Annotated in this window: 16 protein-coding genes; 6 read left to right on the top strand and 10 right to left on the bottom strand. The window is 47.3% G+C overall.

Features of this window, described 5'->3' with window-relative positions; genetic code table 11:
• Positions 1 to 47 precede the first annotated feature (47 nt).
• The 6 genes from L5M17_RS11680 to L5M17_RS11655 all read right to left on the bottom strand — a co-directional run bounded on the left by L5M17_RS11680 (position 48) and on the right by L5M17_RS11655 (position 11,918).
• Positions 48 to 4,574 (bottom strand): EAL domain-containing protein, encoded by a 4,527-nt coding sequence (locus L5M17_RS11680; protein WP_263147689.1) that lies wholly within the window; start codon positions 4,572 to 4,574, stop codon positions 48 to 50.
• Positions 4,575 to 4,944: 370 nt separating this feature from the next.
• The gene (gene prpF, locus L5M17_RS11675; RefSeq protein WP_263147567.1) at positions 4,945 to 6,147 is read right to left on the bottom strand and encodes a 2-methylaconitate cis-trans isomerase PrpF; all 1,203 of its coding nucleotides are present in this window, start codon (positions 6,145 to 6,147) and stop codon (positions 4,945 to 4,947) included.
• A 93-nt stretch (positions 6,148 to 6,240) separates the two neighbouring features.
• Complete coding sequence (gene acnD / locus L5M17_RS11670) at positions 6,241 to 8,844, bottom strand: Fe/S-dependent 2-methylisocitrate dehydratase AcnD (RefSeq protein WP_263147565.1); 2,604 nt, start codon at positions 8,842 to 8,844, stop codon at positions 6,241 to 6,243.
• 80 nt (positions 8,845 to 8,924) lie between these two features.
• The gene (gene prpC, locus L5M17_RS11665) at positions 8,925 to 10,052 is read right to left on the bottom strand and encodes a 2-methylcitrate synthase (protein WP_011848086.1); all 1,128 of its coding nucleotides are present in this window, start codon (positions 10,050 to 10,052) and stop codon (positions 8,925 to 8,927) included.
• A 167-nt stretch (positions 10,053 to 10,219) separates the two neighbouring features.
• On the bottom strand, positions 10,220 to 11,098 hold the full coding sequence (gene prpB, locus L5M17_RS11660) for a methylisocitrate lyase (RefSeq protein ID WP_263147561.1): 879 nt from the start codon (positions 11,096 to 11,098) through the stop codon (positions 10,220 to 10,222).
• A gap of 52 nt (positions 11,099 to 11,150) precedes the next feature.
• On the bottom strand, positions 11,151 to 11,918 hold the full coding sequence (locus tag L5M17_RS11655; protein ID WP_006084449.1) for a GntR family transcriptional regulator: 768 nt from the start codon (positions 11,916 to 11,918) through the stop codon (positions 11,151 to 11,153).
• Between the two features lie 300 nt (positions 11,919 to 12,218).
• Between L5M17_RS11655 and L5M17_RS11650 the strand changes: the two genes are divergently transcribed.
• A complete protein-coding gene (locus tag L5M17_RS11650; RefSeq protein ID WP_113941620.1) occupies positions 12,219 to 12,713 on the top strand; it encodes a DUF523 domain-containing protein in 495 nt (164 codons plus the stop codon).
• 7 nt (positions 12,714 to 12,720) lie between these two features.
• Here the strand turns inward: L5M17_RS11650 and L5M17_RS11645 are convergent, their stop codons facing one another.
• The 3 genes from L5M17_RS11645 to L5M17_RS11635 all read right to left on the bottom strand — a co-directional run bounded on the left by L5M17_RS11645 (position 12,721) and on the right by L5M17_RS11635 (position 16,214).
• Positions 12,721 to 13,665 carry an acyltransferase gene (locus L5M17_RS11645; RefSeq protein ID WP_263147558.1) on the bottom strand — a complete coding sequence of 315 codons (945 nt, stop codon included), beginning with the start codon at positions 13,663 to 13,665 and terminating at the stop codon, positions 12,721 to 12,723.
• Positions 13,666 to 13,678: 13 nt separating this feature from the next.
• Positions 13,679 to 14,575, bottom strand: coding sequence for an acyltransferase (locus L5M17_RS11640; protein WP_263147555.1), 897 nt, complete (start codon positions 14,573 to 14,575; stop codon positions 13,679 to 13,681).
• A 112-nt stretch (positions 14,576 to 14,687) separates the two neighbouring features.
• Positions 14,688 to 16,214 (bottom strand): YifB family Mg chelatase-like AAA ATPase, encoded by a 1,527-nt coding sequence (locus L5M17_RS11635; RefSeq protein ID WP_105250475.1) that lies wholly within the window; start codon positions 16,212 to 16,214, stop codon positions 14,688 to 14,690.
• A 216-nt stretch (positions 16,215 to 16,430) separates the two neighbouring features.
• Between L5M17_RS11635 and L5M17_RS11630 the strand changes: the two genes are divergently transcribed.
• The 4 genes from L5M17_RS11630 to L5M17_RS11615 all read left to right on the top strand — a co-directional run bounded on the left by L5M17_RS11630 (position 16,431) and on the right by L5M17_RS11615 (position 23,174).
• A complete protein-coding gene (locus L5M17_RS11630) occupies positions 16,431 to 17,549 on the top strand; it encodes a YwqG family protein (RefSeq protein ID WP_263141154.1) in 1,119 nt (372 codons plus the stop codon).
• Positions 17,550 to 18,243: 694 nt separating this feature from the next.
• Positions 18,244 to 19,272, top strand: coding sequence for an ABC transporter substrate-binding protein (locus tag L5M17_RS11625; protein ID WP_173248009.1), 1,029 nt, complete (start codon positions 18,244 to 18,246; stop codon positions 19,270 to 19,272).
• Between the two features lie 45 nt (positions 19,273 to 19,317).
• Positions 19,318 to 21,102, top strand: coding sequence for a GGDEF domain-containing protein (locus tag L5M17_RS11620; protein ID WP_263147686.1), 1,785 nt, complete (start codon positions 19,318 to 19,320; stop codon positions 21,100 to 21,102).
• A 755-nt stretch (positions 21,103 to 21,857) separates the two neighbouring features.
• Positions 21,858 to 23,174 (top strand): hemolysin family protein, encoded by a 1,317-nt coding sequence (locus tag L5M17_RS11615; RefSeq protein ID WP_105250472.1) that lies wholly within the window; start codon positions 21,858 to 21,860, stop codon positions 23,172 to 23,174.
• Positions 23,175 to 23,368: 194 nt separating this feature from the next.
• Here the strand turns inward: L5M17_RS11615 and ilvY are convergent, their stop codons facing one another.
• A complete protein-coding gene (ilvY, locus tag L5M17_RS11610) occupies positions 23,369 to 24,241 on the bottom strand; it encodes an HTH-type transcriptional activator IlvY (protein WP_263141157.1) in 873 nt (290 codons plus the stop codon).
• Positions 24,242 to 24,472: 231 nt separating this feature from the next.
• On the opposite strand from ilvY, the gene ilvC reads away from it, so the two are divergent.
• Positions 24,473 to 25,951 (top strand): ketol-acid reductoisomerase, encoded by a 1,479-nt coding sequence (ilvC, locus tag L5M17_RS11605; RefSeq protein WP_131524931.1) that lies wholly within the window; start codon positions 24,473 to 24,475, stop codon positions 25,949 to 25,951.
• The last annotated feature ends 321 nt before the right edge of the window (positions 25,952 to 26,272 follow it).

Here is a 26,272-nt window from a genome sequence, read left to right as displayed (position 1 = left end):
TCCTAGGAGCCTTTTTTATTGGCTGTTTTTGTCGATAATGCCTTAAATCAAAGTGGCTGTGGCTTAGATTGATTTTTGAGTAAGGTTAAACAATCTTCGGCATTTAAGGGTTTACTCAGTAAAAAACCTTGTACTTGATCGCAGCCTTGCATCGCCAAGAAGTTGAGCTGTTCTTGGGTCTCTACGCCTTCGGCGACGACATTCAGTTCTAAGCTGTGAGCGAGGGCAATAATGGCGCTGGTGATGGCGGCATCGTCGGGATCGTTGGTGATGTCTCTGACAAATTCTCGATCGATTTTGAGTGTGTCTATCGGGAAGCGTTTGAGATAGCTTAGGCTCGAATAACCCGTACCAAAATCATCCACGGCTATGGTCAATCCTAGGGCCTTGAGTTTAGATAGGATGCTGACCGACTCCTGCGGATTGCCCATGATCATTGATTCAGTAAGCTCAAGCTCAAGGGATTGAGCCGGGAGACCTGATACGGCTAAAGCGACTTCGATGGTGGAGATAATGTCCGCCTTCAGTTGGCGAGCCGATAGGTTGACGGCAATAGTGATCCCGTTAAATCCTAGGCTATTCCATTCGGCTAATTGCTGGCAGGCGTGGTTGATCACCCAGTGGCCAATTTGAGTGATGATACCCGTTTCTTCCGCGAGTGGAATAAATTCCACAGGTGAAATAGGACCAAGTTCAGTGTGATACCAACGTAAAAGTGCTTCCAGTCCTGTGAGTGAACCATCTCGTAAACAGAATTTAGGTTGATAAACCAAGCTTAGTTCTTTGCGTTGGATAGCTTCCTTTAAACCACTTTCGAGTTGTACATGACGGGTGGCGATTTCATTCAACTTAGAGGTATAAAACTGAAAGTTATTTCGACCTGATGATTTTGCGTGGTACATGGCGGTATCGGCAAATTTAATCAGTGAGTCGGCATTGTCCGCATCGTTAGGGTATAAGCTGATACCAATTGAGGTCGAAATGGTCAGCGTTTTATCGTCCAATAGGAAGGGCGTTTGGAATGCTCTGAGCACTTTTTCTGAGATCAGGGTTGCGGCTTTTGTTTTCGCAACACCTTCTAAAATAATAGTAAATTCATCGCCACCTAAGCGTGCGACAGTATCGCCATCACGCACTGCATTTTGCAGTCGTCTTGCCACGGCTTTCAGTAACAAATCCCCGACATGATGACCCATAGAGTCGTTGATATGTTTAAAGCGGTCGAGGTCTAAGAACAGCAAGGCAACGATATTATTCGCTCTGTGCGCTTGAGTAATCGCGTGATTGAGCCTGTCTTGAAATAAGGTTCGGTTCGGTAAGCCAGTTAATGTGTCGAAGCTGGCGAGGAAACGCAGATCTTCTTCGGCTTTTTTCCGCTCTGTGATGTCAGTAAATACTGCAACGAAGTGACTGGTTTCGCCTTTGATATCGATCACTTGGTTGATTTCAAGCCAGACTAAAATGGCCTGACGTTGTTTATTGCGGATCCACAGTTCTCCGACCCAATGTTTGTGACGCAGTAGCTGTTGTTCAATCGTATTGAACAACTCCCGCTGTTGGCGACTAAAGGCTAAGTGAATGAAATGCCTGTCGGTTATTTGGCGTTCTGTGTACCCTGTAATGGCACAAAATGCTGGGTTGACCGAACGAATTCGATAGTTTAATCCTCCCACTACAACGGCTTCGTTCATACTGTTGAGCACTTGTGATGACAGTACCAACTCGTTTTCAATCAGTTTGCGCGAGGTAATGTTACGGTTGGTCCCTGTCATGCGGATCGGATTATCTAGGCTATCTTTTTCCACCACTTTACCGCGGTCTAAAATCCATACCCAATTACCGGGGGATCGCTCGACTCGGTACTCTGCTTCGAAGAAAGGCGAACGACCTTGAAGGTGTTCGTTAAGCTCAAATTTGAATCTTTCCCTATCCTCTGAGTGCATGCTCTCATGGGCTATATTGCTGCTATTCCAATGGGGGACTGAAGAATCCATATTGGTACGATAGACGCGATTTTCTGGTATGTTCCAGTCCCACATGCCATCGCCAGAGGCCCAAAGTGCAAGTTTGAGTCGCTCCTCTGAGGCGCGGATACTGGTTTCAAATTCGCGCTGTTGCTGGCGTTTTCTTTTACGCCAGATAATGATCCAAGCCAACAGCCATAGAGAGAGCAAGCTGTAGAGGGCGTAGGCGAACTGAGTTCGATAGAAGGGCGCTTGTACATGAAGATCGACAGACAGGGCGTAGTCACCTTGAGTGTTGTATTGCAGCCCATGGCGAACATGCAGTTGGTAGTGACCAGGGTTAATATTGGTGAAGGTGATTTCATTACCTGTGGGGAGCTCATGCCACTCGTTATCAAATCCCTCAAGAAAGTAGCTGAAGCGGTTTTTACCCGTATAGCTGAAATCCAATGAGGTCACCTCAAAACTGATCAGCTGATCGCTATAGTCCATTACTATGCTAGGTGGATGGCTCAAATCGAGAATAGTGTGCCCTTTACCCGCAATACTATAGCCAGTGAGTGCGACTTTAACATCGGGTCGTTGATCTGGAATTGACTTTGGATTGAAACGATTTATGCCATTAATGCCACCAAACCAGAGATCGCCATCGCTGTCTTCAAGTTTGACGCCACCGTTAAACTCCAGTGCTTGTAGCCCTTCTTGTTCGTTAAATATGATGACACGATTGGTTTTAGGATTGAGCTTTCCTATCCCCGCATTACTACTAAACCAAATGTTGTGTTCTTGATCCTCGAGTAAGGCATAGATGGTATCACTTGGTAATCCCTGATTGCGGGTATAGTGGCTAAAACCGGTATCAGTCTCTTGGGACGGTAACTTGCTGATCCCACCATGGGTGGCAAACCATACCTCGCCCGATTTTGTGACTAAAATATCGCGGACGCGGTTGTTGATCAGGCTGTTTTTGTCTGAGGATTGATGGAAGTAGGATTTACCTGTGCCTGTTTTCATATCCAGTTTAAGCAGGCCATCGAGAGTACCTATCCATAGCGTATCTTTGTGTGTTCTGAGGATTAAAAACTGGTTTTGTGCCGGATAGAAATTATCAATATGTGCCAATGAGATAAAAGTAAATTCATCGGTATCTATCGCCTTACGGTAGAGGGCATTGGTTGTTGCCACCCAGAGGCGACCTTGCTCATCAATATCTAAACTACGGATATAATTGGTTTCTGAACCTTGATCAGTGCGTTCTGTCACCTTGAGTAACTGGAAGTGGCCATCTAGCGCCAGTCGACCTAACCCATAGTTAGTGGCAAACCAAAGCACGCCATTTTTGTCTTGGTCTATATCTCGCAGGATAAGATTCAAGTTGCGTTGATGCATCCCTAAGGCGTTAGCAAAGAGCTCCGTGTAGTGTTCATATTTTCCATTGGCCAACATGCGTTTCAGCCCAGCACCTTCGGTGCCTATCCATAGCGCATTATCTTGGCTGCGGAACAAGGTGCGAATGTTGTTACTTTGTTGCGACAGGTTAGGGGTGGATTCGTAAATATGCTGAAAATACTGACGACGGGTATTAATTTTATCTAGACCAGAATAACTGGCACCTAACCATAAATTGCCAAAGGGATCTTGCAGTAAGCTCAGTATGTTATTTTCACTAATACTGTTGGTACGCTTAGGATCATACCTGTGGTAGGTCGCAGTAAATGCCTTATCGTTTCTCTCGAGTTGAATAAGACCAGCTTCTGGCCCAACAACCCAAAAGTCACCCTGCTCAGTTTGGATAAAATCTTTAATGTAAGGCACATTATCGTCTGTCTGCCAGAGGATTTCGCCCTGTTGTGAGGCCAAGTTGTAATGCCATAATTGCTCTCCCAGAGCTAAAGTGATCGCATTAGCGGAATGTGCCCTAATTTGATGTGCAGTGAGATTCTGCGGGACATTTAAGCGAGTGATAGTATTGGCACTGACAGCAAAGGTGCCGCTATCTTGTGTTCCTGCCAGCAGATAAGTGTCTTCAACATTGGCTAAGCTGGTGATGTGGGGTTGAACACTATTACCTAAGTTCACTTGGGTAATGCGTTTGGTTTTGGTCGATAGGGAAAATAGTCCTGCTTTAGTACCAATCCAGAGTGTATTGCCTACAACGCTGAGTTTGGTTGTGCGCGGATCGGTAAGCCCTTGTTCTTGGCCAAAGTGTTCAAAGGTCCCTGTGCTCAAATCGAGTCGATTTACCCCTTGGCTGAAAGTCGAAACCCAGATATTACCTTCTGAGTCTTGAATAATGTCAGATACATAGCTCTCAGAAATACTCCTCGGATCATTGGGTGAATGGGGGAAAATATTGAAGCTGTGACCGTTATAAGCATGCAAACCATCTTGAGTGCCAATCCATAACATACCTGCATTGTCCATAAACAGGCTAGTAATCGTATTTTGGGTAAGGCCATCTTCACTGCGAATATGTTCAAATTTGAGCTGTGTAGAAGCCGCGCTCAATGGTTGAGCTAATCCATTGCACGAGATCCCCCACAAACTTAGGATAAAAAGCGTACTAAACATTAGCTTCTGGATTAGTTGACTCAAATTTTCCCCTACCAAAAACGGACCCATCCTGATTAGGTTTCTATTTAGTTTAGTTCTTAGCCTAGACCTTACATGCCATTTTGCTGTAAAAATGCGACTTAAATTGCTGACTTGGTTTAAAAATAACCAAAATCGATGGGCGCGATTCTGTAATAGATCATGCAATATATTAACTGTACCGTTTTACTGCCAATATTCTTTTTATGACGAGTTTGTATTCTGGCGTTTTTGCTAAAGGATCTTAGCATTGTTTCAGGTATGTCAACATATCATGCTAAGACAAATACGGGCGAAGCAGATTAAAATGATGGGCGAGAATAGAAAAAAGACCTTGCCGGAAGGGGGAGAAGCAAGGTCTTTGGTTGAACTGTTTACTTAGATAAAATTACGCAGCGGGCACCCGCACAAAACCTTCCATCAGTACGCGAGCGCTGCGGCTCATAATGGCTTTAACAACTGTCCATTCGCCGTTGACCATTGACGCCTCTGCGCCGACGCGCAAGGTGCCAGAGGGATGACCAAAGCGTACCGCATCCATTTTGCCCTGAGTGTCGCCGCCTGCGGCTAAGTTGACTAAGGTGCCGGGAATGGCTGCTGCCGTGCCAATTGCCACTGCCGCCGTGCCCATCATGGCGTGGTGCAGTTTGCCCATAGACAGGGCGCGTACCAGTAGATCAATTTCATCTGCATTGACAGTTTTACCGCTCGAGGACACATAGGTCTGTGGTTTGGCGACAATGGCAATTTTAGGGGTGTGCTGGCGTGATGCGGCTTCGTCTATATGTGAAATTAAGCCCATACGCACAGCCCCATAGGCACGAATAGTCTCAAATTTGGCAAGGGCGGCGTTGTCGCTATTAATATCATCCTGCAACTCAGTGCCTGTGTAGCCTAAGTCTTCAGCATTGATAAAAATGGTGGGAATGCCTGCGTTGATCATAGTGGCGTTAAAGCTGCCAATGCCCGGCACTTCTAGCACATCGACAACATTACCCGTAGGGAACATGCAGCCCCCTTCACCGTCTTCATCGGCGGCGGGGCTCATAAACTCGATTTGCACTTCCGCGGCAGGAAAGGTCACACCATCGAGTTCAAAATCACCGGTTTCCTGCACTTCACCGTTAGTGATGGGCACATGGGCGATAATGGTTTTGCCAATATTGGCCTGCCAAATTCGCACAGTACAGACGCCATTTTGAGGAATGCGGTCGGCATCAATCAAGCCATTGCTGATGGCAAAGGCACCGACGGCGGCGGTTAGATTGCCACAGTTACCGCTCCAATCGACAAAGGGCTTATCGATGGCCACTTGACCAAAGAGGTAATCCACATCGTGATCGCCCTGAGTGCTTTTGGATAAAATCACGGTTTTACTGGTGCTTGAGGTGGCAGCGCCCATGCCATCAATTTGTTTACCGTAGGGATCTGGGCTGCCTATCACTCGCAGTAACAAGGCATCACGGGCGGCACCTGCAACTTGTGCGGCCTTAGGTAAATCCTGCAGACGGAAAAACACGCCCTTGCTGGTGCCGCCACGCATATAAGTCGCGGCGACTTTGATTTGTGGCGGGAAAAAATTCTTACTCATGCTATTAACTCCAAGGGGAATAGCGATACAGGTTAGCGTTGCTATCAAAGGTGGCGATTCACGTGTGGAGTCGCCACCTGTTGAAAGCGAGTTTTACTTCAGATTCGACTCTAAAAAGTCCTGAGCAAAACGCTGCAATACGCCGCCCGCCTCGTAGATAGACACTTCTTCGGCGGTATCGAGACGACACGTCACCGGCACTTCGATGCGCTCCCCGTTTTTACGGGTGATGACGACAGTCAAATCCGCTCTTGGCGCTGGCGTGCCGAGGACATCGAACACTTCTGTGCCATCTATTCCATAAGTTGCACGATTGTCGCCCGCTTTAAATTCCAGTGGCAACACGCCCATACCGACTAAGTTAGTGCGATGAATACGCTCGAAACCTTCGGCAACAATGGCCTCAACCCCCGCTAAACGCACGCCTTTGGCAGCCCAGTCACGGGACGAACCTTGGCCGTAATCTGCGCCCGCTATGATGATCAGAGGTTGCTTACGTTCCATATAGGTTTCAATCGCTTCCCACATACGGGTCACTTGGCCTTCTGGTTCGATACGCGTCAGTGAGCCTTGTTGCACTTTGCCGTCAACGATTGCCATTTCGTTTTTAAGCTTAGGATTGGCAAAGGTTGCGCGCTGGGCGGTTAAGTGATCACCCCTATGGGTGGCGTAGGAGTTAAAGTCTTCCTCCGGCAAGCCCATTTTGTGCAGATATTCGCCCGCGGCGCTGTCCATCATAATGGCGTTAGAAGGCGATAAATGGTCTGTGGTGATGTTGTCACCCAGCACCGCCAGTGGTCGCATACCCTTGAGTGCGCGTTCACCCGCCAATGCGCCTTCCCAGTAAGGTGGGCGACGAATATAAGTAGATTGCGGGCGCCAATCGTACAGCGGGCTGATTTTTTCGCCATAATCGACGGCTAAATCGAACATAGGCTCGTACACTTTGCGGAACTGCTCGGGTTTAACACTTTTGGCGATCACGGCATCGATTTCTTCATCCGATGGCCAAATGTCGATAAGTTTGACGGGGTTGCCGTCTTTATCTAATCCCAGCACATCCTTTTCGATATCGAAACGTATGGTGCCTGCAATCGCGTAGGCGACGACCAATGGCGGCGATGCTAAGAAAGCTTGTTTAGCATAGGGGTGAATACGGCCATCGAAGTTGCGGTTACCCGATAATACCGCGGTGGCGTACAAGTCGCGGTCGATGACTTCTTTTTGAATCACAGGATCCAGCGCGCCACTCATACCGTTACACGTCGTGCAGGCAAAACCAACAATGCCAAAGCCGAGTTGTTCAAGTTCAGGTAATAGCTTGGCTTCTTCCAAATACAACTGCACCGCTTTTGAGCCGGGGGCGAGTGAGGTTTTGACCCAAGGTTTGCGGCTTAAGCCTTTAGCGTTGGCGTTGCGGGCAATGAGACCTGCAGCAATCACGTTGCGTGGGTTACTAGTATTAGTACAGCTGGTAATCGCCGCGATAATCACAGCGCCATCGGGCATTAAGCCAGGCTCGTTTTCGACTACGCCGCTAATTCCGCGCTCAGCCAATTCTGATGTTGGCACCCGTGCATGTGGGTTTGATGGCCCTGCAATGGTGCGCACCACCGAAGATAAATCAAAATGCAGTACGCGTGGATAGTGCACTTCGGTCAAGCTGTCGGCCCACAAACCTGCGGTTTTGGCATAGGTTTCAACCAGTTTAACTTGCTCGGCTTCGCGGCCCGTTAAGGTCAAATAATCTAAGGTTTGCTGGTCGATGTAGAACATGGCCGCAGTGGCGCCAAATTCAGGTGTCATATTCGAAATCGTGGCGCGATCGCCTAATGTCAGCGCCGCTGCGCCTTCACCGAAGAACTCTAAGTAAGAGGAGACGACTTTTTGTGCGCGTAGAAACTCGGTTAAGGCCAATACGATATCGGTAGCCGTAATGCCAGGCTGCGGTCTGCCCGTGAGCTCGACACCGATAATGTCCGGTAGACGCATATAGGATGCGCGCCCTAGCATGACGCTTTCGGCTTCTAAGCCGCCGACACCTATGGCGATAACGCCGAGCGCATCAACGTGCGGCGTGTGGCTATCGGTGCCGACTAAGGTATCGGGGAAGGCCACGCCATTGCGTGAATGCACCACAGGCGACATACGTTCTAAGTTAATTTGGTGCATGATGCCGTTACCCTGAGGGATAACATCAATGTTTTTAAAGGCTTTTTGCGTCCAATCAATAAAGTGGAATCTGTCTTCGTTGCGTCTGTCTTCGATGGCGCGGTTTTTGGCAAAGGCGTCTTTATCAAAACCACCAAATTCGACAGCGAGTGAGTGATCCACAATTAATTGTGTTGGTACAACAGGGTTCACTTTGGCGGGATCTCCACCCTTAGCGGCAATAGCGTCACGCAGACCTGCAAGGTCAACTAAAGCGGTTTGCCCCAAAATATCATGGCACACCACGCGGGCAGGAAACCAAGGGAAATCCAGTTCTTGCTTAGATTCGATAATCTGTTTTAGCGAGTCGGTCAAAACGGCCGGATCGCAGCGACGGACTAAGTTTTCAGCTAAAACGCGCGAGGTGTAAGGCAGCTTGGCATACGAGCCAGCTTGAATGGCTTCTACGGCTTCGCGGGTATCGAAGTAATCGAGTTGAGTGCCGGGTAAGGGCTTGCGATATTGGGTATTCATAGCAGTGCTCATAACATCATCCATTTCGGAAAATGAAGTTGGCGCGAGACTTACATTGAGTGAAATCTCGCGCCAAGTGTGGTCAATTTTGCTTAACGGTTGGCAATCGGTACCACTTTGCGCGGTGCCACGCCCACATAATCGGCACTCGGGCGGATGATGCGGTTGTTAGATCGTTGCTCCATCACGTGCGCCGCCCAGCCTGTGACGCGTGAACACACGAAGATTGGCGTAAACAACTTAGTCGGAATATCCATGTAGTGGTACGCGCTGGCGTGGAAGAAGTCAGCATTACAGAAGAGTTTTTTCTGTTCCCACATCAGTGCTTCACAGGCAACCGATACCCGGTATAGACGGTCGTCACCGTTGGCGGCAGCCAGTTTTTCTGACCATTCTTTGATGATGGCATTACGTGGATCGCTGTCGCGGTAAATTGCGTGGCCGAAGCCCATGATCTTATCTTTACGCTCGAGTTTGCCCATTAAGATGTCGCGCGCATCGGCTTCATCTTTCATGTCTTGAATGAGTTCCATCGCCGCTTCGTTCGCGCCGCCATGCAGCGGACCGCGCAGTGAACCAATCGCCCCAGTGACGCATGAATGCATATCTGACAGGGTGGAAGCACAGACGCGAGCGGTAAAGGTTGATGCGTTAAATTCATGTTCTGCATAAAGAATTAACGATACGTCCATCACTTTAGCATGCAGTGCCGACGGCGCTTTGCCATGTAATAAGTGGAGGAAGTGTGCGCCAATTTGATCGTCATCGGTTTCAGTATCGATACGCACGCCATCGTGGCTAAAGCGATACCAGTAACAGATGATCGATGGGAATGCGGCGAGTAAACGGTCGGTGATTTCACTCTGTTCGGCAAAGCTGTGCTCGGCTTCTAAGTTACCTAGCATAGAGCAGCCAGTACGCATCACATCCATAGGATGAGTTTCAGCAGGAATGCGCTCTAATACTTCTTTTAATGCTTGTGGCAGACCGCGAAGGCCTTTGAGTTTGGTTTTGTAGGCATCAAGTTGGGCTTGAGTGGGCAGCTCGCCGTAAAGAATAAGGTAGGCGACTTCTTCGAAGGTGGCATTTTCACCGAGATCTTTCACATCATAACCGCGGTACGTTAGGCCCGAGCCTGACACGCCCACTGTGCTCAATGCCGTTTCGCCTGCGCTCTGGCCACGTAATCCTGCACCGCTTAGTTTTTTAGCTTCTGACATAATCCTTCCCTTCCGTTAACTCTATGTGGTTATTGCTGGCGGATTTCAGTGCTCGTTTCAGAGCACTTATTCGCCGACATTTATTGGTTAAGGCTGCACTTTTTATTTAATTTGTTTAACGCTAAATCTGTTTTAACGCCAAACCTTGTAGGGTTGCAGCTTTTCGGTTATTTATCTTGGCTGAACAATTGATCTAACTTGTCTTCAAAGGCGTGGTAGCCCAAGTATTTATACAAGTCTTTACGGGTCTGCATAGTGTCTAGCACGTTGCGTTGATGACCATCATTCATCAGCGATTGCATGACGTTCAGTGCGGCTTGGTTGGCTGCACGGAAAGTACTGAGTGGGTAAAGCACCATGTCGGCACCCGCCTCGGCGAGTTCTTCTTTATTGAACAATTGGGTTTGACCAAATTCAGTCATGTTCGCCAAAATCGGTGCTTTTACCTGTGCTTTAAAATGGCGATATTGGTCTAGCTCAGTTAAGGCTTCGGCGAAGATCATGTCGGCGCCGGCGGCAATATACGCTTGCGCACGTTCGATACCTGCTTCTAAACCTTCCACGGCGACTGCATCGGTACGCGCCATGATCACAAAGTTAGGATCGGTACGGGCATCGACGGCCGCTTTAATGCGATCGACCATTTCTTCTATGCTCACGACCGCTTTGTTGGGTCTGTGACCGCAACGTTTTTGCGACACTTGGTCTTCCATGTGTACAGCGGCTACGCCAACTTTTTCGAACTCTTTGATGGTACGAGCAATGTTGAATGCGCCGCCCCAGCCAGTATCGATATCGACCAGTAAAGGCACTTGTGTGGCTGAGGTGATACGACCGGCATCAATCAGCACGTCGTTCATTGAGGTCATGCCCAAGTCAGGCAAACCGTATGAAGCATTGGCAACGCCAGCGCCCGAAAGATACAAGGCTTGGAAGCCTGTTTGTTCTGCCATTAAGGCAAAATAGGCATTGGTGGTGCCAACGATTTGTAACGGTTTGGCCTTAGCAAGAGCTTGGCGAAAACGTAATCCTGCGCTTTGGGTCATGGTTTTATCCTTTTCCATTTTATGGGAAGTGGGCATATTGAGCCGTAAGAACTTAGCTAATGTTGGCTAAGGTTTCTTTTGCGGCTGCATTGGCTTGCAATTCAATTAAGCGTAATTCGGTATTTTTACGCCCCTGTTCGATATGGCGGCGCATCAGCAAACTTGCCAACTCACCATCGCGCTGGGCAATGGCTTCGACTATGCGTCTGTGTTCGGCAATGGCTTTTACGGGGCGATTTTTATTGGTGCACTGGTAGCGGTACATACGCAGCAAGTGATACAGCCCGCCGACTAAGGTTTCCTGCAGATGCTTGTTACCGCTGGCTTGAATAATTTGGTAGTGAAAATCGACATCGCCTTCCTCTTGGAAGTAAGTATCGCCCTTGGCGAGCGCCGCTTCTTGCGTTGCGAGCAGATCTTCTAGCTTGGCTAATTGTTCTGGGGTAATACGGCTGGCGGCGAGTTCGCAGGCCATGCCTTCAAGTACGCTACGTAGTTGATATAAATCGTTAAGTTCACTCACCGTCAGTTGGGCGACGCGGGCCCCAACATGGGGCGCACGCACTACTAAACGTTGTCTTTCTAAGGTTTGCAGGGCTTCGCGGGTCGGGCCGCGGCTGATGCCGTATTTTTCGGCCAGTGCTTGCTCGTTAATCTTGCTGCCTGCAGGCAGTTCGCCCTTGATGATGCTGGTTTGGATCTGCACCAAAATTTGATCGGCTAATGTGGTCGACGTCTTATCTGCCGAGGTCGATTTGACCTTGTGCAGGTGGGGAACTTGAGTGTCATCAGAAACGAACGTCGTGTCTTGCTTCAACATAGAACGCATCACTATTAATAGGATTGTCGACAATGGGTAAAAAATAGCCCTCCCTTGGTGGATTGTCAACAATGTGTTTACTTAGACGTAAGTCTATATTTCAATGAATTTCTATTTTTATTATTGATTTTTATCATTTTATTTTAATTATCTCGTTGTTAATATTTTATGTTATGAATATTTAAATATTAAATTGTCAACAATGGCGTGGTTTTAACCTTCCAACCTCGTTGCGGATGTTGATGGTTTTGGGGGAAATCGTCCAAATGCATTTGGCATGTTTATCCTTCGCGTTATGCTATGGGCGGAATGAGACATTTGGGGATGACAGTGGAAAAAGTGTTAGTGAGCAGTTGTTTACTCGGACAAGCGGTGCGCTACGACGGTGGCCATAACTTGATGGAGAGCGAGCTGGTGCAAACGTGGCTCGAACAAGGGCGGATTGTGGCGATTTGTCCCGAATGTGCAGGCGGTTTGCCAACACCTAGACCGCCAGCGGAGCGGATTGGACAGCGTATCTTAACCGCTCAGGGTGAGGATGTGACCCACGCTTTTAGTCTGGGAGCCGATCTCGCGCTTAAGCTGGCGCAGCAACACGGGATTAAAGTGGCGATTTTAAAAGCCCGTAGTCCATCCTGTGGTAATAGGCAGATTTACGATGGTCAATTTGTAAAACAGTTAATTGCGGGACAAGGATTAACGGCTGAAAAACTCAGCGCCGCAGGAATAACTGTATTCAATGAATTGGAGTTATCCGCTGCAGCGGCATGTGTTGCTGAACTAGAGCAAAGCTAGAGACGAGCTAGCTTGCTTGAGTGTGATTTGGGCTGGTGGCCTTATTGTTCACACTTTGATGTGTTTGGAGTAAAGCATCAATTTGTTGGTCTTTTTCCGCCCACACTTGGTTTAACCAGCGCTGGAATTCGACGCGGTACTCAGACTCAGAGAAATAACGCGCCGCATCGACCTGAGGCACGGGCAGGGCGTTAATTCGCACAATAATCTTACTGACCTTACCATTCATCACCCCAAACAGAATATCTTCAGGCGCATCTGGGTAGACGATTGTCATATCCAGCAGGTTAGTAAATTGTTCGCCCATGGCTGATAAGGTAAAGGCGATACCACCCGCTTTAGGACGTAACAAATGTTGATAAGGCGAGTTTTGGCGCTGATGTTTATCTTGGGTAAAACGGCTGCCTTCAACATAGTTAATGATTGACGTGGGCATATTGCTAAACTTGGCACAGGCGCGGCGTGTGGTCGCTAAATCTTTGCCCTTAAGCTTTGGATTCTTTTTAAGTTTTGCCGGGCTAGTCCTGTTCATGAAAGGCATATCCAGCGCCCAACAACCCAGTCCCATAATCGGCACATAGGCGAGTTCTTTTTTGAGGAAGAACTTCAGCATAGGGATGTGGTTACGTAACACGTAAGTTTGCGCGGCGATATCGAATCCACTGAGGTGGTTGCTGATCAGCAAATACCAGCTGTTTTTATCGAGTCCTTCGAGCCCTTTGACATCCCACTCAATTTTAGCGATCAAATACAAGATGCCACCGTTGCAGCAGGCCCAAGCCCACATAAAACGGTTCATGACCGTAGTCACCGCATTGCGCGCATTTTGTGCTGGCATCACAATTTTCACTAATCCGCCAATGCTGATAAGCGAGCCCCAAACGGCGGTATTAATGATCAGCAAGCTTAAGCTCAGCATAAACAACACTGAACCAGGCAGGAAATTCAACATAGTGGCGTTACCTTTATTCTTTATTCGCTTGGCTAGCGAGTTGGCTTAACACTTGATCCTTAGTGAGCCAGAGTTGATTCAGTTGTTCTTGGAAGCCAATTTTAAAATCGCGGTCATTCATATAATCGCCGCGCATTGCAGGATCAATATCGGAGACCTTGATGTGTACTTTAACGCTTGGCAACTTGCCTGTCAGGTAGTCCCAATAGCTCGGTACTGCGTCTGGGTAGTAAATGGAGACATCGACTAGTTTGTGGATCTGTTCACCCATGGCTGATAGCGCGAAGGCCATACCGCCCGCTTTAGGTTTTAGCAAATGTTGGAACTGTGAGTTTTGTTTTTGATGCTTAGCCTTGCTGAAGCGCGTGCCTTCGACAAAGTTCATCACACTCACAGGCTTAGCCTTAAACTTAGCACAGGCTTTACGTGTAATTTCAATGTCTTTGCCCTTTAACTTAGGATTCTTACGCAACTGCGCTGTGCTATAACGACGCATAAAAGGAAAATCGAGTGCCCACCAAGCTAGGCCTAATACAGGTACAAAAATCAGCTCTTGCTTGAGGAAAAACTTTAAGAAAGGGATTTTTCGGTTAAAAATCCGCTGCAGGATCAGGATATCGACCCAAGACTGGTGGTTGGCAATCACCATGTACCACTCTTTAGTGGAAAAGTCGGTGTCACCACTCAGTTCAATCTTAACGGGATGTAAGCAGCGTTCAATTACGCCATTAACACTGATCCAAGCGCTGGCACAAAAATCGAGTACATGGCTAGTCGCAGTCCTTAATGGACTGATAGGTATCAGTTTTATAAAACTGATTAACACGATTGGGATAGTCCAAAAGACGGTATTTATAGCGTAACCTAAAAATGCAATACAGCCTTTTATCTGTGAAAACAGCATTCCCATCCGAGCCCCCTGACAAAAATTGGAGGCCTATGTTACTCGGTGTAGGCGTTTGGCTCAATCTTAGGCACAGCTGGTCGGTGCATTTGTTCATCTTCACTGTAAAGCGGCTGACTCAATATTGCTGGGATAGTCGTGCCAGCAACCTATCCATAGCACGATAACCCAGTGCTTGGGCAAGATGACGGCGTTCGGTGTTAGGTGCTTGTTCAAGATCGGCGATAGTGCGGGCGACTCTTTGTATACGATGAAAACTGCGAACCGAAAGGCCAAGCTTGACCACGCTTTGCTCCAAAAATACTAAATCAGCATCACTGAGCCCGCTGAAGCGTTTCAATTGTTTCCCTGTAAGTTCGCTATTGAGCACACCAGCACGGGCGAGTTGTAGCTCACGCGCCAGCTTCACTCGTTTGGCGATATCTTGGCTGGTTTCTGTCTGCGGCGCGGCTTGAGTCAAGGTGCCCGCGGGAAGTTTGGGCACTTCTATGGTCAAGTCGAAACGATCGAGAAACGGACCTGAAAGCCGCGAAAGGTAACGTTGGATTTGTTCTGGGCTGGATCTATGATGGCTATCCAAGTCGCCACTAGGGCTAGGATTCATCGCTGCGATTAATTGGAATCGACTTAAAAATGTCAGCTTAGCGGCGGCGCGGGAAATCACTACTTCGCCGGTTTCCATCGGTTCGCGCAGGCAATCTAAGACTTTACGCGGAAATTCAGCCACTTCATCCAAGAATAATACACCGCGATGGGCGAGGGAGATCTCCCCAGGTTTTGGGATACTGCCACCGCCCACGAGGGAAATTGAAGAACTCGTGTGGTGCGGTGCCCTAAATGGTCGCTGTAAAAAATGCTGCGGTTTAATGTCGAGTCCTGCAACGGAATGAATTGCCGCCACTTCTAACGCTTCCTCATAATTGAGCGCGGGCAATAGCGCCATCATGCGGCTGGCAAGCATGGTCTTGCCAGTACCCGGCGGGCCTAGCATCAAGAGGTTGTGGTTACCCGCAGCGGCAATTTCGAGTGCTTGCTTGGCCTGATATTGGCCAATCACATCGCTCAGGCAAGTATGGGACTCGGGTGTCTCTTGGCTTACCCATTCTAACTGTGGCGCCAGTGTTGGCAGTTGGTTTTGCCCTTGTAAATACGCGGCTAGACTTTGCAGATGCGAACCAAATAACACATTGGGATAGCCGACTAGCTCGGCATCGTGGCGGTTATCTAGCGGTAAGACCAAGGTATGGTCTTGGCGCTTTGCAGCGATAATCGCGGGCAATAACCCTTGGCAATAACGTATGTGTCCAGACAGTGCCAACTCACCGACAAACTCGATATTTTTTAAACTGTTAATGGGAATCTGTTCCGAAGCGGCCAATATGCCCACGGCGATGGGTAAGTCGTAGCGGCCACCTTGTTTAGGTAAATCAGCTGGCGCGAGATTGACGGTTATCCGCCGCATTGGAAACTCGAATCCCGCATTGATCAAGGCACTGCGTACTCGCTCACGGGCTTCTTTTACCGAAGCTTCGGGTAAGCCTACAAGATTAAATGCAGGTAAGCCGTTGCTGAGATGCACTTCAACTGTGACTTGTGGAGCTTCGACCCCACAACTGGCTCGGGTATTGACACAGGCAATCGCCATAAACAAATCCTTTTGTTGATCTTTTTCGCTGAATTTGAGTGTAGCAGTAATTAATGGGAGGGGTTTCCTATCGCCTAGGTCGTTGCCCTTCTCATTAGCAAGCCGTTGACTCCGGCTTTGCTAATCGTGTGATAGGCTTGGCAATTTACCTTATTTGAAGATGGCAAATAGTTGATAGAAATGATAAAAAACAAACATTGGAGTCGTGAGGTAAATATGGATATATTTTTAGCAGAAAATTCCCCCATTCGTCGGCAGTTGTTAGAGCAAAAGCTGGCGCAGTTTAAAGACCCACATCTTGCCCATACGCTTTCGGCGTTTATTCGCAGTAGTGTCGATCTCTATCCCTGTGCAATCGAAGACTATGCCCAGTTAGGTAACAGCCGGCTGGGTGGATTGCCGGATTTGCCTGTCGGCATGGATTATCCGGTGACTTTGGTTGGACGGGAGGAGATGCTGGATGCTTACGCTGAGGAATTCGACCACACTCGCGAGTATATCGAGGAACATTATTGTTGGTCGCAAGATTCGGATTGGGACGAGGCGGCGCAAGCCTTCCGTGTGCCCATGCAATTTATCGCACAGCTCAACTGCAGCGACCTGAAGGCGTTTCAATCTTATTTGCCTCGAGAAGGGCGATTGTTGTTCTTTTTGGAGCGCTGGCGATTCTCGGAAATGCTTCGCGGCCATGTCTATTATGTCGCTGAGGATCAACAACTGAACTCTGGAAAAGCGATTGCCGAACCTAAGTTCGACGATGCGGTATGTGCAAACTATGAGTATGAAGAGGCTTATCAACTTCAGGGAATTGCCAGCATTAAGATGATAGCCCCTGACATGATTAATAGTGACAACCCGCATTTAGTAAAGTTAGCCAAGGCACGTTTACAAGCGCTACCAGAACCGCAACAAGCTATGGTGCTGGAGGCCCTAGCGGTTGTGGATGACGAATTGGCATCTGAGTGGCAAGATCAGCTCTACTTCTTTGACCTGATGAAAATGAATAAGCAGGGGTTAATTCCCGGGCAGATTTTCACTCAAGCGCAGTGGGCGGCACTACCTGAATGGCAGTCATCCAACCTGCAGGAATTGCTCGTTCCCGAGCAGCCGCTGCCCTATTTCGATGGGATAGCCAGCATTAATGGCCATGGTGATAGCCGCTATAAAGCACCCGAACTCCGCGCCGCGGCTGAATTAGGCGGCAATGCCGAAGATTATCTAGTACTGTTCAAAGTCGTCTACAGTGAGCATTCTATGCAATTGAATTTTATTATCCACCGGGACGATCTCGCGTCGGGTCAATTTGAACGCATTTACTGCATTTATGATTATTAGTTCATTGATAAGGTTGGCTACTGCCAACCTTTTTGTTTGGCGATGCGGGTTACACAGCAATCGGAGTACATCGAGACGATTGAAGGTGTATGTTGCGACCGATTAAAAGAAGAGTCACAAGCACAATTTAGTGCCTTTGAATGAATGTGAGTTATAAATGATTGATTCTGGGAGAAATGATTACGACTGAATAGATTGAGCGTTTGATGATTATATTTAATTATTTCAATTAGTTAATAGAAATTGGTTAACCTATGCCATTATATGAAGGCATCGTTGAGCAGCCTCATTTGGTTTACCCTCCACTGAAAATCATGGTTCCCCTATCCACGACCTTGATTCAACTCGACCGCTAGGCTGCATTAACGTCTGAGTTCTAACTTGTATTCCTTTTAAGTCCCCGTCATTTTCTCCGTGGTTAGGTCGCAAGACTGACCATAAGGCCGCCACTTACATCCCCATAAACATTCTGCTACTGAGCCACTCGAACCCCCTATACCGACAGGGTGTCGGAATAAATAGTCAGCATATAAAGTATACTTTGTATCATTTTGTGGTTTAATCGAAACATCTGCTGCCGATTTTAGCAACATTTTTGGCGGCGATGCGGTAACAAGGTTGTGAATCGATAATAATAAAGTGACCTCTTGTGAAGGATGACATTTGAGGGAACATGGTCGAGGAGAACTCGCCTATGCGTTCGTGGATGTTAGCGTGTGTGTTTATCTGTACTGCGGGTTTTGGTGGGGCAGCATGGGCAAAACTCGATGTGGTTTTTTTTAATCCTGGGGCTGTCGATGACAGTTTTTGGGGAGATGTCGACCAATTGATGTTGGCGGCATCGACGACACTCGATATTAAACTCGATATCATTCATTCCGATCGCAATCACTTCAAGATGATCACTCAACTCGATGAGTTGTTAGCTTCTGCAAAGGCGTTACCTAATTACGTTATTCTGGTTAATGAAAAACAATCCGCGATAAAAATGCTGCAGGCGCTTTATCCTCACCCTGTCTATGTACAATTGATTTTAAATGATATTTCCCCTGGCGAGCGTGATGCCTTGCTGCAAGATCCCCATTGGCAAGAATATCTGTTACCCGCCATTATTCCCGATAATTACGCTATTGGTTCGGCGACCGCTAAGGCCTTAATGGACGACTTAGAGGGAAAGGCGGCTAAAGTTCTGTTGATTTCGGGCGATAAATCGACGCCTGCTTCAGTGCTACGAACCCAAGGCGCCAGTGACTATTTCTTTATGCAGTCCAATGCCACTCTGACTCAAACGGTTTATGGCCAATGGAGTGAGGCTGTGGCTTATGGGCAAGCGTTAACCCTGCTGAATCGTTATCCTGATCTGAATGTGATTTGGACCGCCAGTGATCGTATGGCGATTGGGGTGCTTAAGGCATTGAAGGAAAAAGGTTTGGTGTCTGGTAAAGATGTATTTGTCGGTACGATCAATACTTCACCTGAGATTTTACAGCTTTGTCGCCAGCACTCTGTGAGTGTTATTGGTGGCGGGCATTTTTTGGTTGGCGCTTTAGGTTTGGTCGAATTGCAATATTATCAGCAGCATAAAAAATATCTCCCCTATGACAATGTTGCCTTGTTCGGTGTTTTGCAACCAGATTCGGCATTTTATCAAATGTTAGTTGCTCGAGATTGGCCACAGATTTTCCAGTCTCAGATTTTGAATAAGTTGCCCCTCAAGGCGTAATAACAGGTGTACATGAAGCATCGTAATCATTCTATTAGCCACAAGATGACGCTGATTATTATTGGGGTGAGCTCGTTTTTTGCTGTGTTAACTATGCTGGTACAGTTGATTTGGAACTATCAGGATAGTATCGATAATGCGACTTCGGATATCCGCGAGTATTCAGAATCTATTTTGCCAAGCGTGGCTAAGTCACTGTGGGACGTCGACCGTAGCTTGTTATCGGATTTGCTCTCTGGACTGGGGATGATGCCATTAGTGTCGAGTGTACATTTAGACAGTATCGATGGCGTCACTATGCATCTGGGTAAACCTTTGTTAACCGATGATGAGTCGCAAACTCTATTTCACTATCCTGTGACCTATCAAGAGCAGTCGATAGCGACTTTGACCGTAGGGTTAGATACCAATCGGCTTTACTACGAGCTGTGGCGGCAGTTGATTTTTATCGTGCTCGGTAATGGGTTAAAGACCCTATTGATGATTTATTTGATTTTGACCTTAGTGCGACTCATGGTGACAGATAGATTGTCGGCATTGGAAGATTTCACTAATAAAATCAATCTTAACTCGTTAAAAAAGTTATCTGTGCCCGAGACGGTAACCGCAAGACCCGATGAAATAGCCTATGTGGCATTGTCACTTAAAGGTATGTATCAAAGGATACGTAATGATTTAGCCATCAATAAACGTCAGCAACGTGCACTGCAACAACAGCAGCATTTATTGTCTGACTTAGTCAAAGAACGAACTAAAGAATTAGATTGGCAGTCGCAGTCGAATCAATTGTTGGCTGAGATTTCGTTGCAATTTTTGAGCATAGATACCTGCAATGTGGATAAAACCTTAACTGAGGTATGCCACAAAATAGGTCAGTTATTTGATGTTGAAAGGGTGAGTCTTCTTGAATTTAATCAGCAGCATGCCTATTACCGCAGCTTTTGGACCAGTGACTTACACGCAAATAAGGTCCAAGTGATTTCGGTAGATAATATTGCTCAACTGGCTAAAAAATTCGAGACGGAATCGACCTTAGTCATTGAGGATCTTGAGGCGTTAAAGGCTTTTTCACCACAGGAATATGAGGTAATGAAATCCGTGGGGATATGTTCGATTGCCGCCTTTGCGATTAAAAATGCTGGGGAGTTATTGGGATTGCTCTCGCTGTCGACTGTGTCGCGGCCATTAAATTGGAACGCCCAGAAAAAGAATATGCTGACCCAATTCGCCTCCGCATTGAACGAGTTACTGCTACGCGAACAGAAAGAGCGTCAGATGATAGTGCTACAACAAGCGCTGGTTGCCGCGAATAGCCAATTAAAGGTGATGGCTGAAACCGATGAATTAACTGGCTTAGCTAATAGACGACCCTTTACTGAAAGATTAGCTACTGTGCTACAAGCTAACACTCCAGCGGGATTGTTAATGTTAGATATCGATTATTTCAAATCCTACAACGACACTTATGGTCATCTTGAAGGCGATACTGTGCTCAAGCGGGTGGCTGATGCCTTAGCACAGTGCGATATCCTGCCGCACAATGCTCTATTGGCTCGCATTGGTGGTGAAGAGTTTGCTTTGGTCGTCGAGCAGGTCACGCCAGCACAGTTAACGGCTATTGCTACGCAACTGTGTTATCTCGTTGAGCAACTCAATATTCCCCATCAAGTATCTCCCTTGGCTGTGGTGACGATCAGTATTGGCAGCGTGTTTTTGCCATTAGATAAGATCTCGGGGTTTAAGATGGCCGACGTATTACGCCGCGCCGATGTTTGCCTCTATCGCGCTAAGGATAAAGGTCGCAACAGAGTCGAGGTTGAAGTGATTTAATGGGAGCCGGTTGAAGGTGACGTTACTCTTTCGCCAAGATATCCCAACGCGTTGCTGGATTGGCTACTGAGCTTCAAGAGTCTAGGCTCTATGCTGCAAAATTGGAGACATATTCGGTTAGCATCACCACGCCACAGACGCCCTCAATCATGCTAACTAATTGATAACATTTATGTGAAACATAGCGGTAGATAAGTCGCTAAGATAAAAATTACCCAAGGTGAGGTAATATTAGGCGGCAGATGAGATATAATCTGTCGCCTATTGTCGATTTAGCGATGCACTCTGAGTGACATCCATGCTGCCATTCTGGACGTATTTTACGTAACGCAACTAAGCAAAGCCACGACTGCATAGTCAATTCTATTGGCTTAAATGTACGTTCTAGCAGCTCAATATCAAAGCCACCGCGCTCGGATGTCTAATGCCATCGAGTCGAGTAAAATAATTAAATGCTGTATATTCAGTCGCTTCGACATAAAACATTACTTAAATGATGCAAGTGCATTAGCGCTATGCGTGGGCTGCGAGAGCGGAGTCACGCATAACTCGTGAATTTGCAGATATACTGAGTGCACCCTAAGGATTGTCATCTAAGCGCTCATTCATCTTTGGGGTGAAAGTGGTCAATACAATCTTGTTGTGCAGCGACCAGACAAAGCAAACTTTGCTCAAATACAATGAATTCAACTGACTCGCGAGCAATAAAGCGCGAGTTGGTCCTAGTTAGTCCAGTGTTAAATGAAAGGTGTTACATGAGTCTCTTTGATAACGTGATGATTATATTGTGTCTAATCGGCGCGAGTTGTTTTTTCTCTATGTCAGAAATTGCACTTGCCGCTTCACGTAAAATTCGTTTACGTCAGTTAGCCGATGAGGGCGATGCACGAGCAGAAAAAGTGCTGCAGTTACAAGCCGTTCCCGGTAGCTTTTTTACGGTAGTACAAATTGGTCTTAATGCCGTTGCCATCATGGGCGGTATTGTGGGTGAGTCGGCATTTCGGCCTTACTTCTATCAGTTGCTTTCCCCTTTAGTTGCCGAGCCTTGGCTGAGCCAATTGAGCTTTGTTTTATCCTTCATAACGGTAACCAGCGCCTTTATTTTAGTCGCCGATTTAATGCCAAAACGCATTGCCATGGCGATGCCTGAGCCTGTCGCTTTAGCTGTTGTCGGGCCTATGTCTTTCTGTATTGTGCTATTACGCCCATTAGTGTGGTTTTTCAATGGCATGGCGAGTGGTATCTTTAAACTGCTGCAGATCCCAACCGTGCGTAACGATGCCATCACCTCCGACGATATTTATGCCGTCATGAATGCGGGCGCCGAAGCTGGGGTGCTAGATCGCGGTGAGCAACAGATGATGGAAAATGTGTTTGAAATGCAAACCGTTTCTGTGACTTCGGCCATGACGGCCCGTGAAAGCTTAGTGTACTTTTTACTGCAAGACAGTGAAGAAGATATCAAGCGTAAAATTTCTGAAGATCCCCATACTAAGTTCCTCGTCTGCGATGGTCAGTTGGATATGATCAAAGGCTTCGTGGATGCGAAAGAATTGCTGATACGTGTGATCAACGGTGAGAATATCATCTTAAAAGGCAGTAACTTAATCCATACTTCGCTGATCATTCCCGATACGCTGAGCCTGTCAGAAGCGATGGAATACTTTAAAAATAGTCGCGCCGATTTTGCCGTGGTCATGAACGAATACGCCTTAGTGGTGGGGATTGTCACTACTAACGATCTACAGCGCGCCGTAATGGGGGCTTGGTCATTGCACGAGAGCGAAGAGCAGATCATCGCCCGTGATAGCAACTCTTGGTTAGTCGACGGTGTGACGCCTATTACCGACGTAATGCGCGCCTTTGGTATTGAGGAGTTTCCGCATAATCAGAACTACGAAACCATTGCTGGTTTTATGATGTATATGCTGCGTAAAATCCCTAAGCGTACGGATTTCGTGAACTATGCGGGCTATAAATTTGAGGTGGTCGATATCGATTCGTACAAGGTCGATCAGCTATTGGTGACCCGTATCGATCCTATTGATAAGCTCAACTCGCCGGATGTGTAATCCTGTCATCTTGTGTTGATTGCCTTGCGATAGAAATCTTGTGGCAATAGTTCGTTAGCACCAATTTGATAACAACTGTTCGATAGTGAAGCGGTTCTCTTTCAGCTAAGTTTTTAGCTTTTTGAGAGCCGTTTCGGTTTTCTATCTCGTTGAAACTCTCCACTCGCACTTTTATTTTGTATTACTTTCCCCGTTTAAATCACATCCAAAAACGCATTAACGATGGGATCATCAAGTCGTTTCACTTTGCAGCAGCAACCTAACTCGAACGGTGGAATCGCCACTGGCGACGAGAGCAACTGAATGCGATCACGCACTGGGCTATTATTGATCACCACTTCGGGGCTCATGCTCACGCCACAACCTAACGCTACCATAGAGGCGATCGCTTCCTGTCCCGAGACTTGGGCGTAAATATTAGGGCTGATGCCCATTTGTTTGAACCAGTTATCGGCGCGGCGCCGTCCTGGGCCGTGATCTGGGATGATAAAGGGCACGCTCGACCAATCGATGGGCGTTTGACTCACTTGTTGCTGTACTGCACAGCGGATCGTCGGTGCGATAATCGACAGTGGCACATCGTCGATTTTGGCAAAATGTAAGCTGCTGGGGAAAGGATCCGGCAAGGCGGCGATGGCGATATCGGCGCGATTCTGCTGCACTTCGGCCAGTGCGTTCGCCGCATCTCCCGTGGTTAAAGCAATCTCGACGAAGGGATGTTCTTGGCGGAATAAATCCAATAAACCCGGTAAATGACTGTAGGCAGCAGTGACCGAGCAATATAGATTTAACCGACCGCGCAGTACGTCCTGCTTGAGATCGATACTGTGCTTGAGTGTGCTCCAATGGTTCAAGGTCTGCTCGGCGAATCGCTTAAACTCGTGTCCCGCGAGGGTTAAGGTCACGCTGCGATTATCCCGCTCTAACAGTTTAGCGTTCACTTCTTCTTCTAATCTTTGCAGTGCTCGGCTTAAGGTCGATGGGCTCACATGCATCTGCTCCGCGGTCTTGGCGAAGTGCAAACTGTCACATAAGTGCAGGTACAATTTGAGGGTACGAATATCCATAACTTATCCTGTTTAGCCTGAGCTTGAGTGCTGCATATTGCCGCCGATGTTGCTGCCAGTGTTACTGAGCGTTATTGCGGCTGACGTTGCGCATAATGCAATATGAAGTTCCGAATATATCATTTTAAGCAATGATAAGCATGGGTTATAGTGATTTCAATCACAACCAAGTCGTAACATTATGTTAGTTTGGTTGCGTCCAAAATTTCTGACTTATAGGTGGTATATCAGATGGCTAACTATTTTAACTCTCTGAATTTACGTCAACAATTAGCACAGCTTGGCCAATGTCGTTTCATGGATCGTTCTGAGTTTAGCGACGGCTGTAACTACATCAAAGATTGGAATATTGTTATTTTAGGTTGTGGTGCTCAAGGTCTTAACCAAGGCTTGAACATGCGTGATTCGGGTCTGAATATCTCTTTTGCCCTGCGTCCTGAAGCGATTGAACAGAAACGTGCCTCATGGCAAAAAGCAACCGATAACGGTTTCCGTGTCGGTACCTTTGAAGAATTAATCCCCGCGGCGGATCTGGTCCTTAATCTGACGCCGGACAAACAGCATTCAAACGTGGTTAACGCAGTTATGCCACTGATGAAGCAAGGCTCTACCTTGTCTTACTCACACGGCTTCAACATTGTTGAAGAGGGTATGCAAGTTCGTTCCGATATTACTGTGGTGATGGTTGCGCCTAAGTGCCCAGGTACTGAAGTGCGTGAAGAATACAAACGTGGTTTTGGTGTGCCTACCCTTATCGCTGTTCACCCAGAAAACGATCCAAACGGTGACGGTTTAGAGATTGCTAAAGCCTATGCTAGCGCAACGGGTGGAGACAGAGCCGGTGTTTTACTGTCGTCTTTCATCGCAGAAGTGAAGTCGGATCTGATGGGCGAGCAAACAATTCTGTGCGGTATGTTGCAGACGGGTGCCATCTTAGGTTACGAGAAAATGATCGCCGATGGCGTTGAGCCAGGCTACGCGGCCAAGCTTATCCAGCAAGGTTGGGAAACGGTCACTGAAGCGCTGAAACACGGCGGCATCACTAACATGATGGACCGTTTGTCTAATCCAGCCAAGATTAAAGCATTTGAAATTGCAGAAGATTTAAAAGAAATTCTGCAACCGTTATTTGAAAAGCACATGGATGACATCATCAGCGGCGAATTCTCACGCACTATGATGGAAGACTGGGCGAACGATGATGCGAACCTACTGCGTTGGAGAGCCGAAACTGGTGAAACAGGTTTCGAAAATGCGCCCGTATCGAGCGAGCATATCGACGAACAAACCTATTTCGACAAAGGTATTTTCCTTGTCGCTATGATCAAAGCGGGTGTGGAACTGGCATTCGATACCATGGTATCTGCGGGTATTGTGGAAGAGTCGGCTTATTACGAGTCACTGCACGAAACCCCACTTATCGCTAACACGATTGCCCGTAAGCGTTTGTACGAAATGAACGTAGTGATTTCAGACACAGCAGAATACGGTTGCTACCTGTTCAATCACGCCGCCGTACCTATGCTGCGCGACTACGTTAATGCCATGTCATCTGAGTATTTAGGTGCTGGTCTGAAAGACAGCGCAACCGGTGTCGACAACCTAACGCTCATCGCTGTTAACGAAGCGATTCGTGAAACGGCAGTGGAATATGTTGGCGCTGAGCTTCGCGGTTATATGACAGATATGAAGAGCATTGTTGAGGCTTAATTGATAGTGAGTTAAGCCCAGCATTGGGGGAGAGGGTTGATACTCAAAGGATTTGGGTCTCAGCTCAGTTCCCAAGCAAGCTCAAGATAGTGAAACGCGCATCTTGAGCTTGCTTAGTGATGAATCAGCTTAGTGATAAATCAGTTAGTGAGAAACAAATTTTTTCCTGTTCAGTAGGTTGTCGAGCGGGCAAAAACGACACAGTTAGTGAGTCTATTGTTCAGTAGGTGAATCGCACCGACTGAGGCTCAACAGTTAACGTTTTACTTTGTTGTTTTGCATTGTCTCGGCAGGGAAGCTGAATTTTTTTTGACAAAAGAT

This window comes from Shewanella sp. SW24, assembly GCF_025653395.1.
Taxonomy (GTDB): Bacteria; Pseudomonadota; Gammaproteobacteria; order Enterobacterales; family Shewanellaceae; genus Shewanella; species Shewanella oncorhynchi.
The sequence above is the reverse complement of the archived record's forward strand: the minus strand, read 5'-3'. Positions and strand labels throughout refer to the sequence as shown.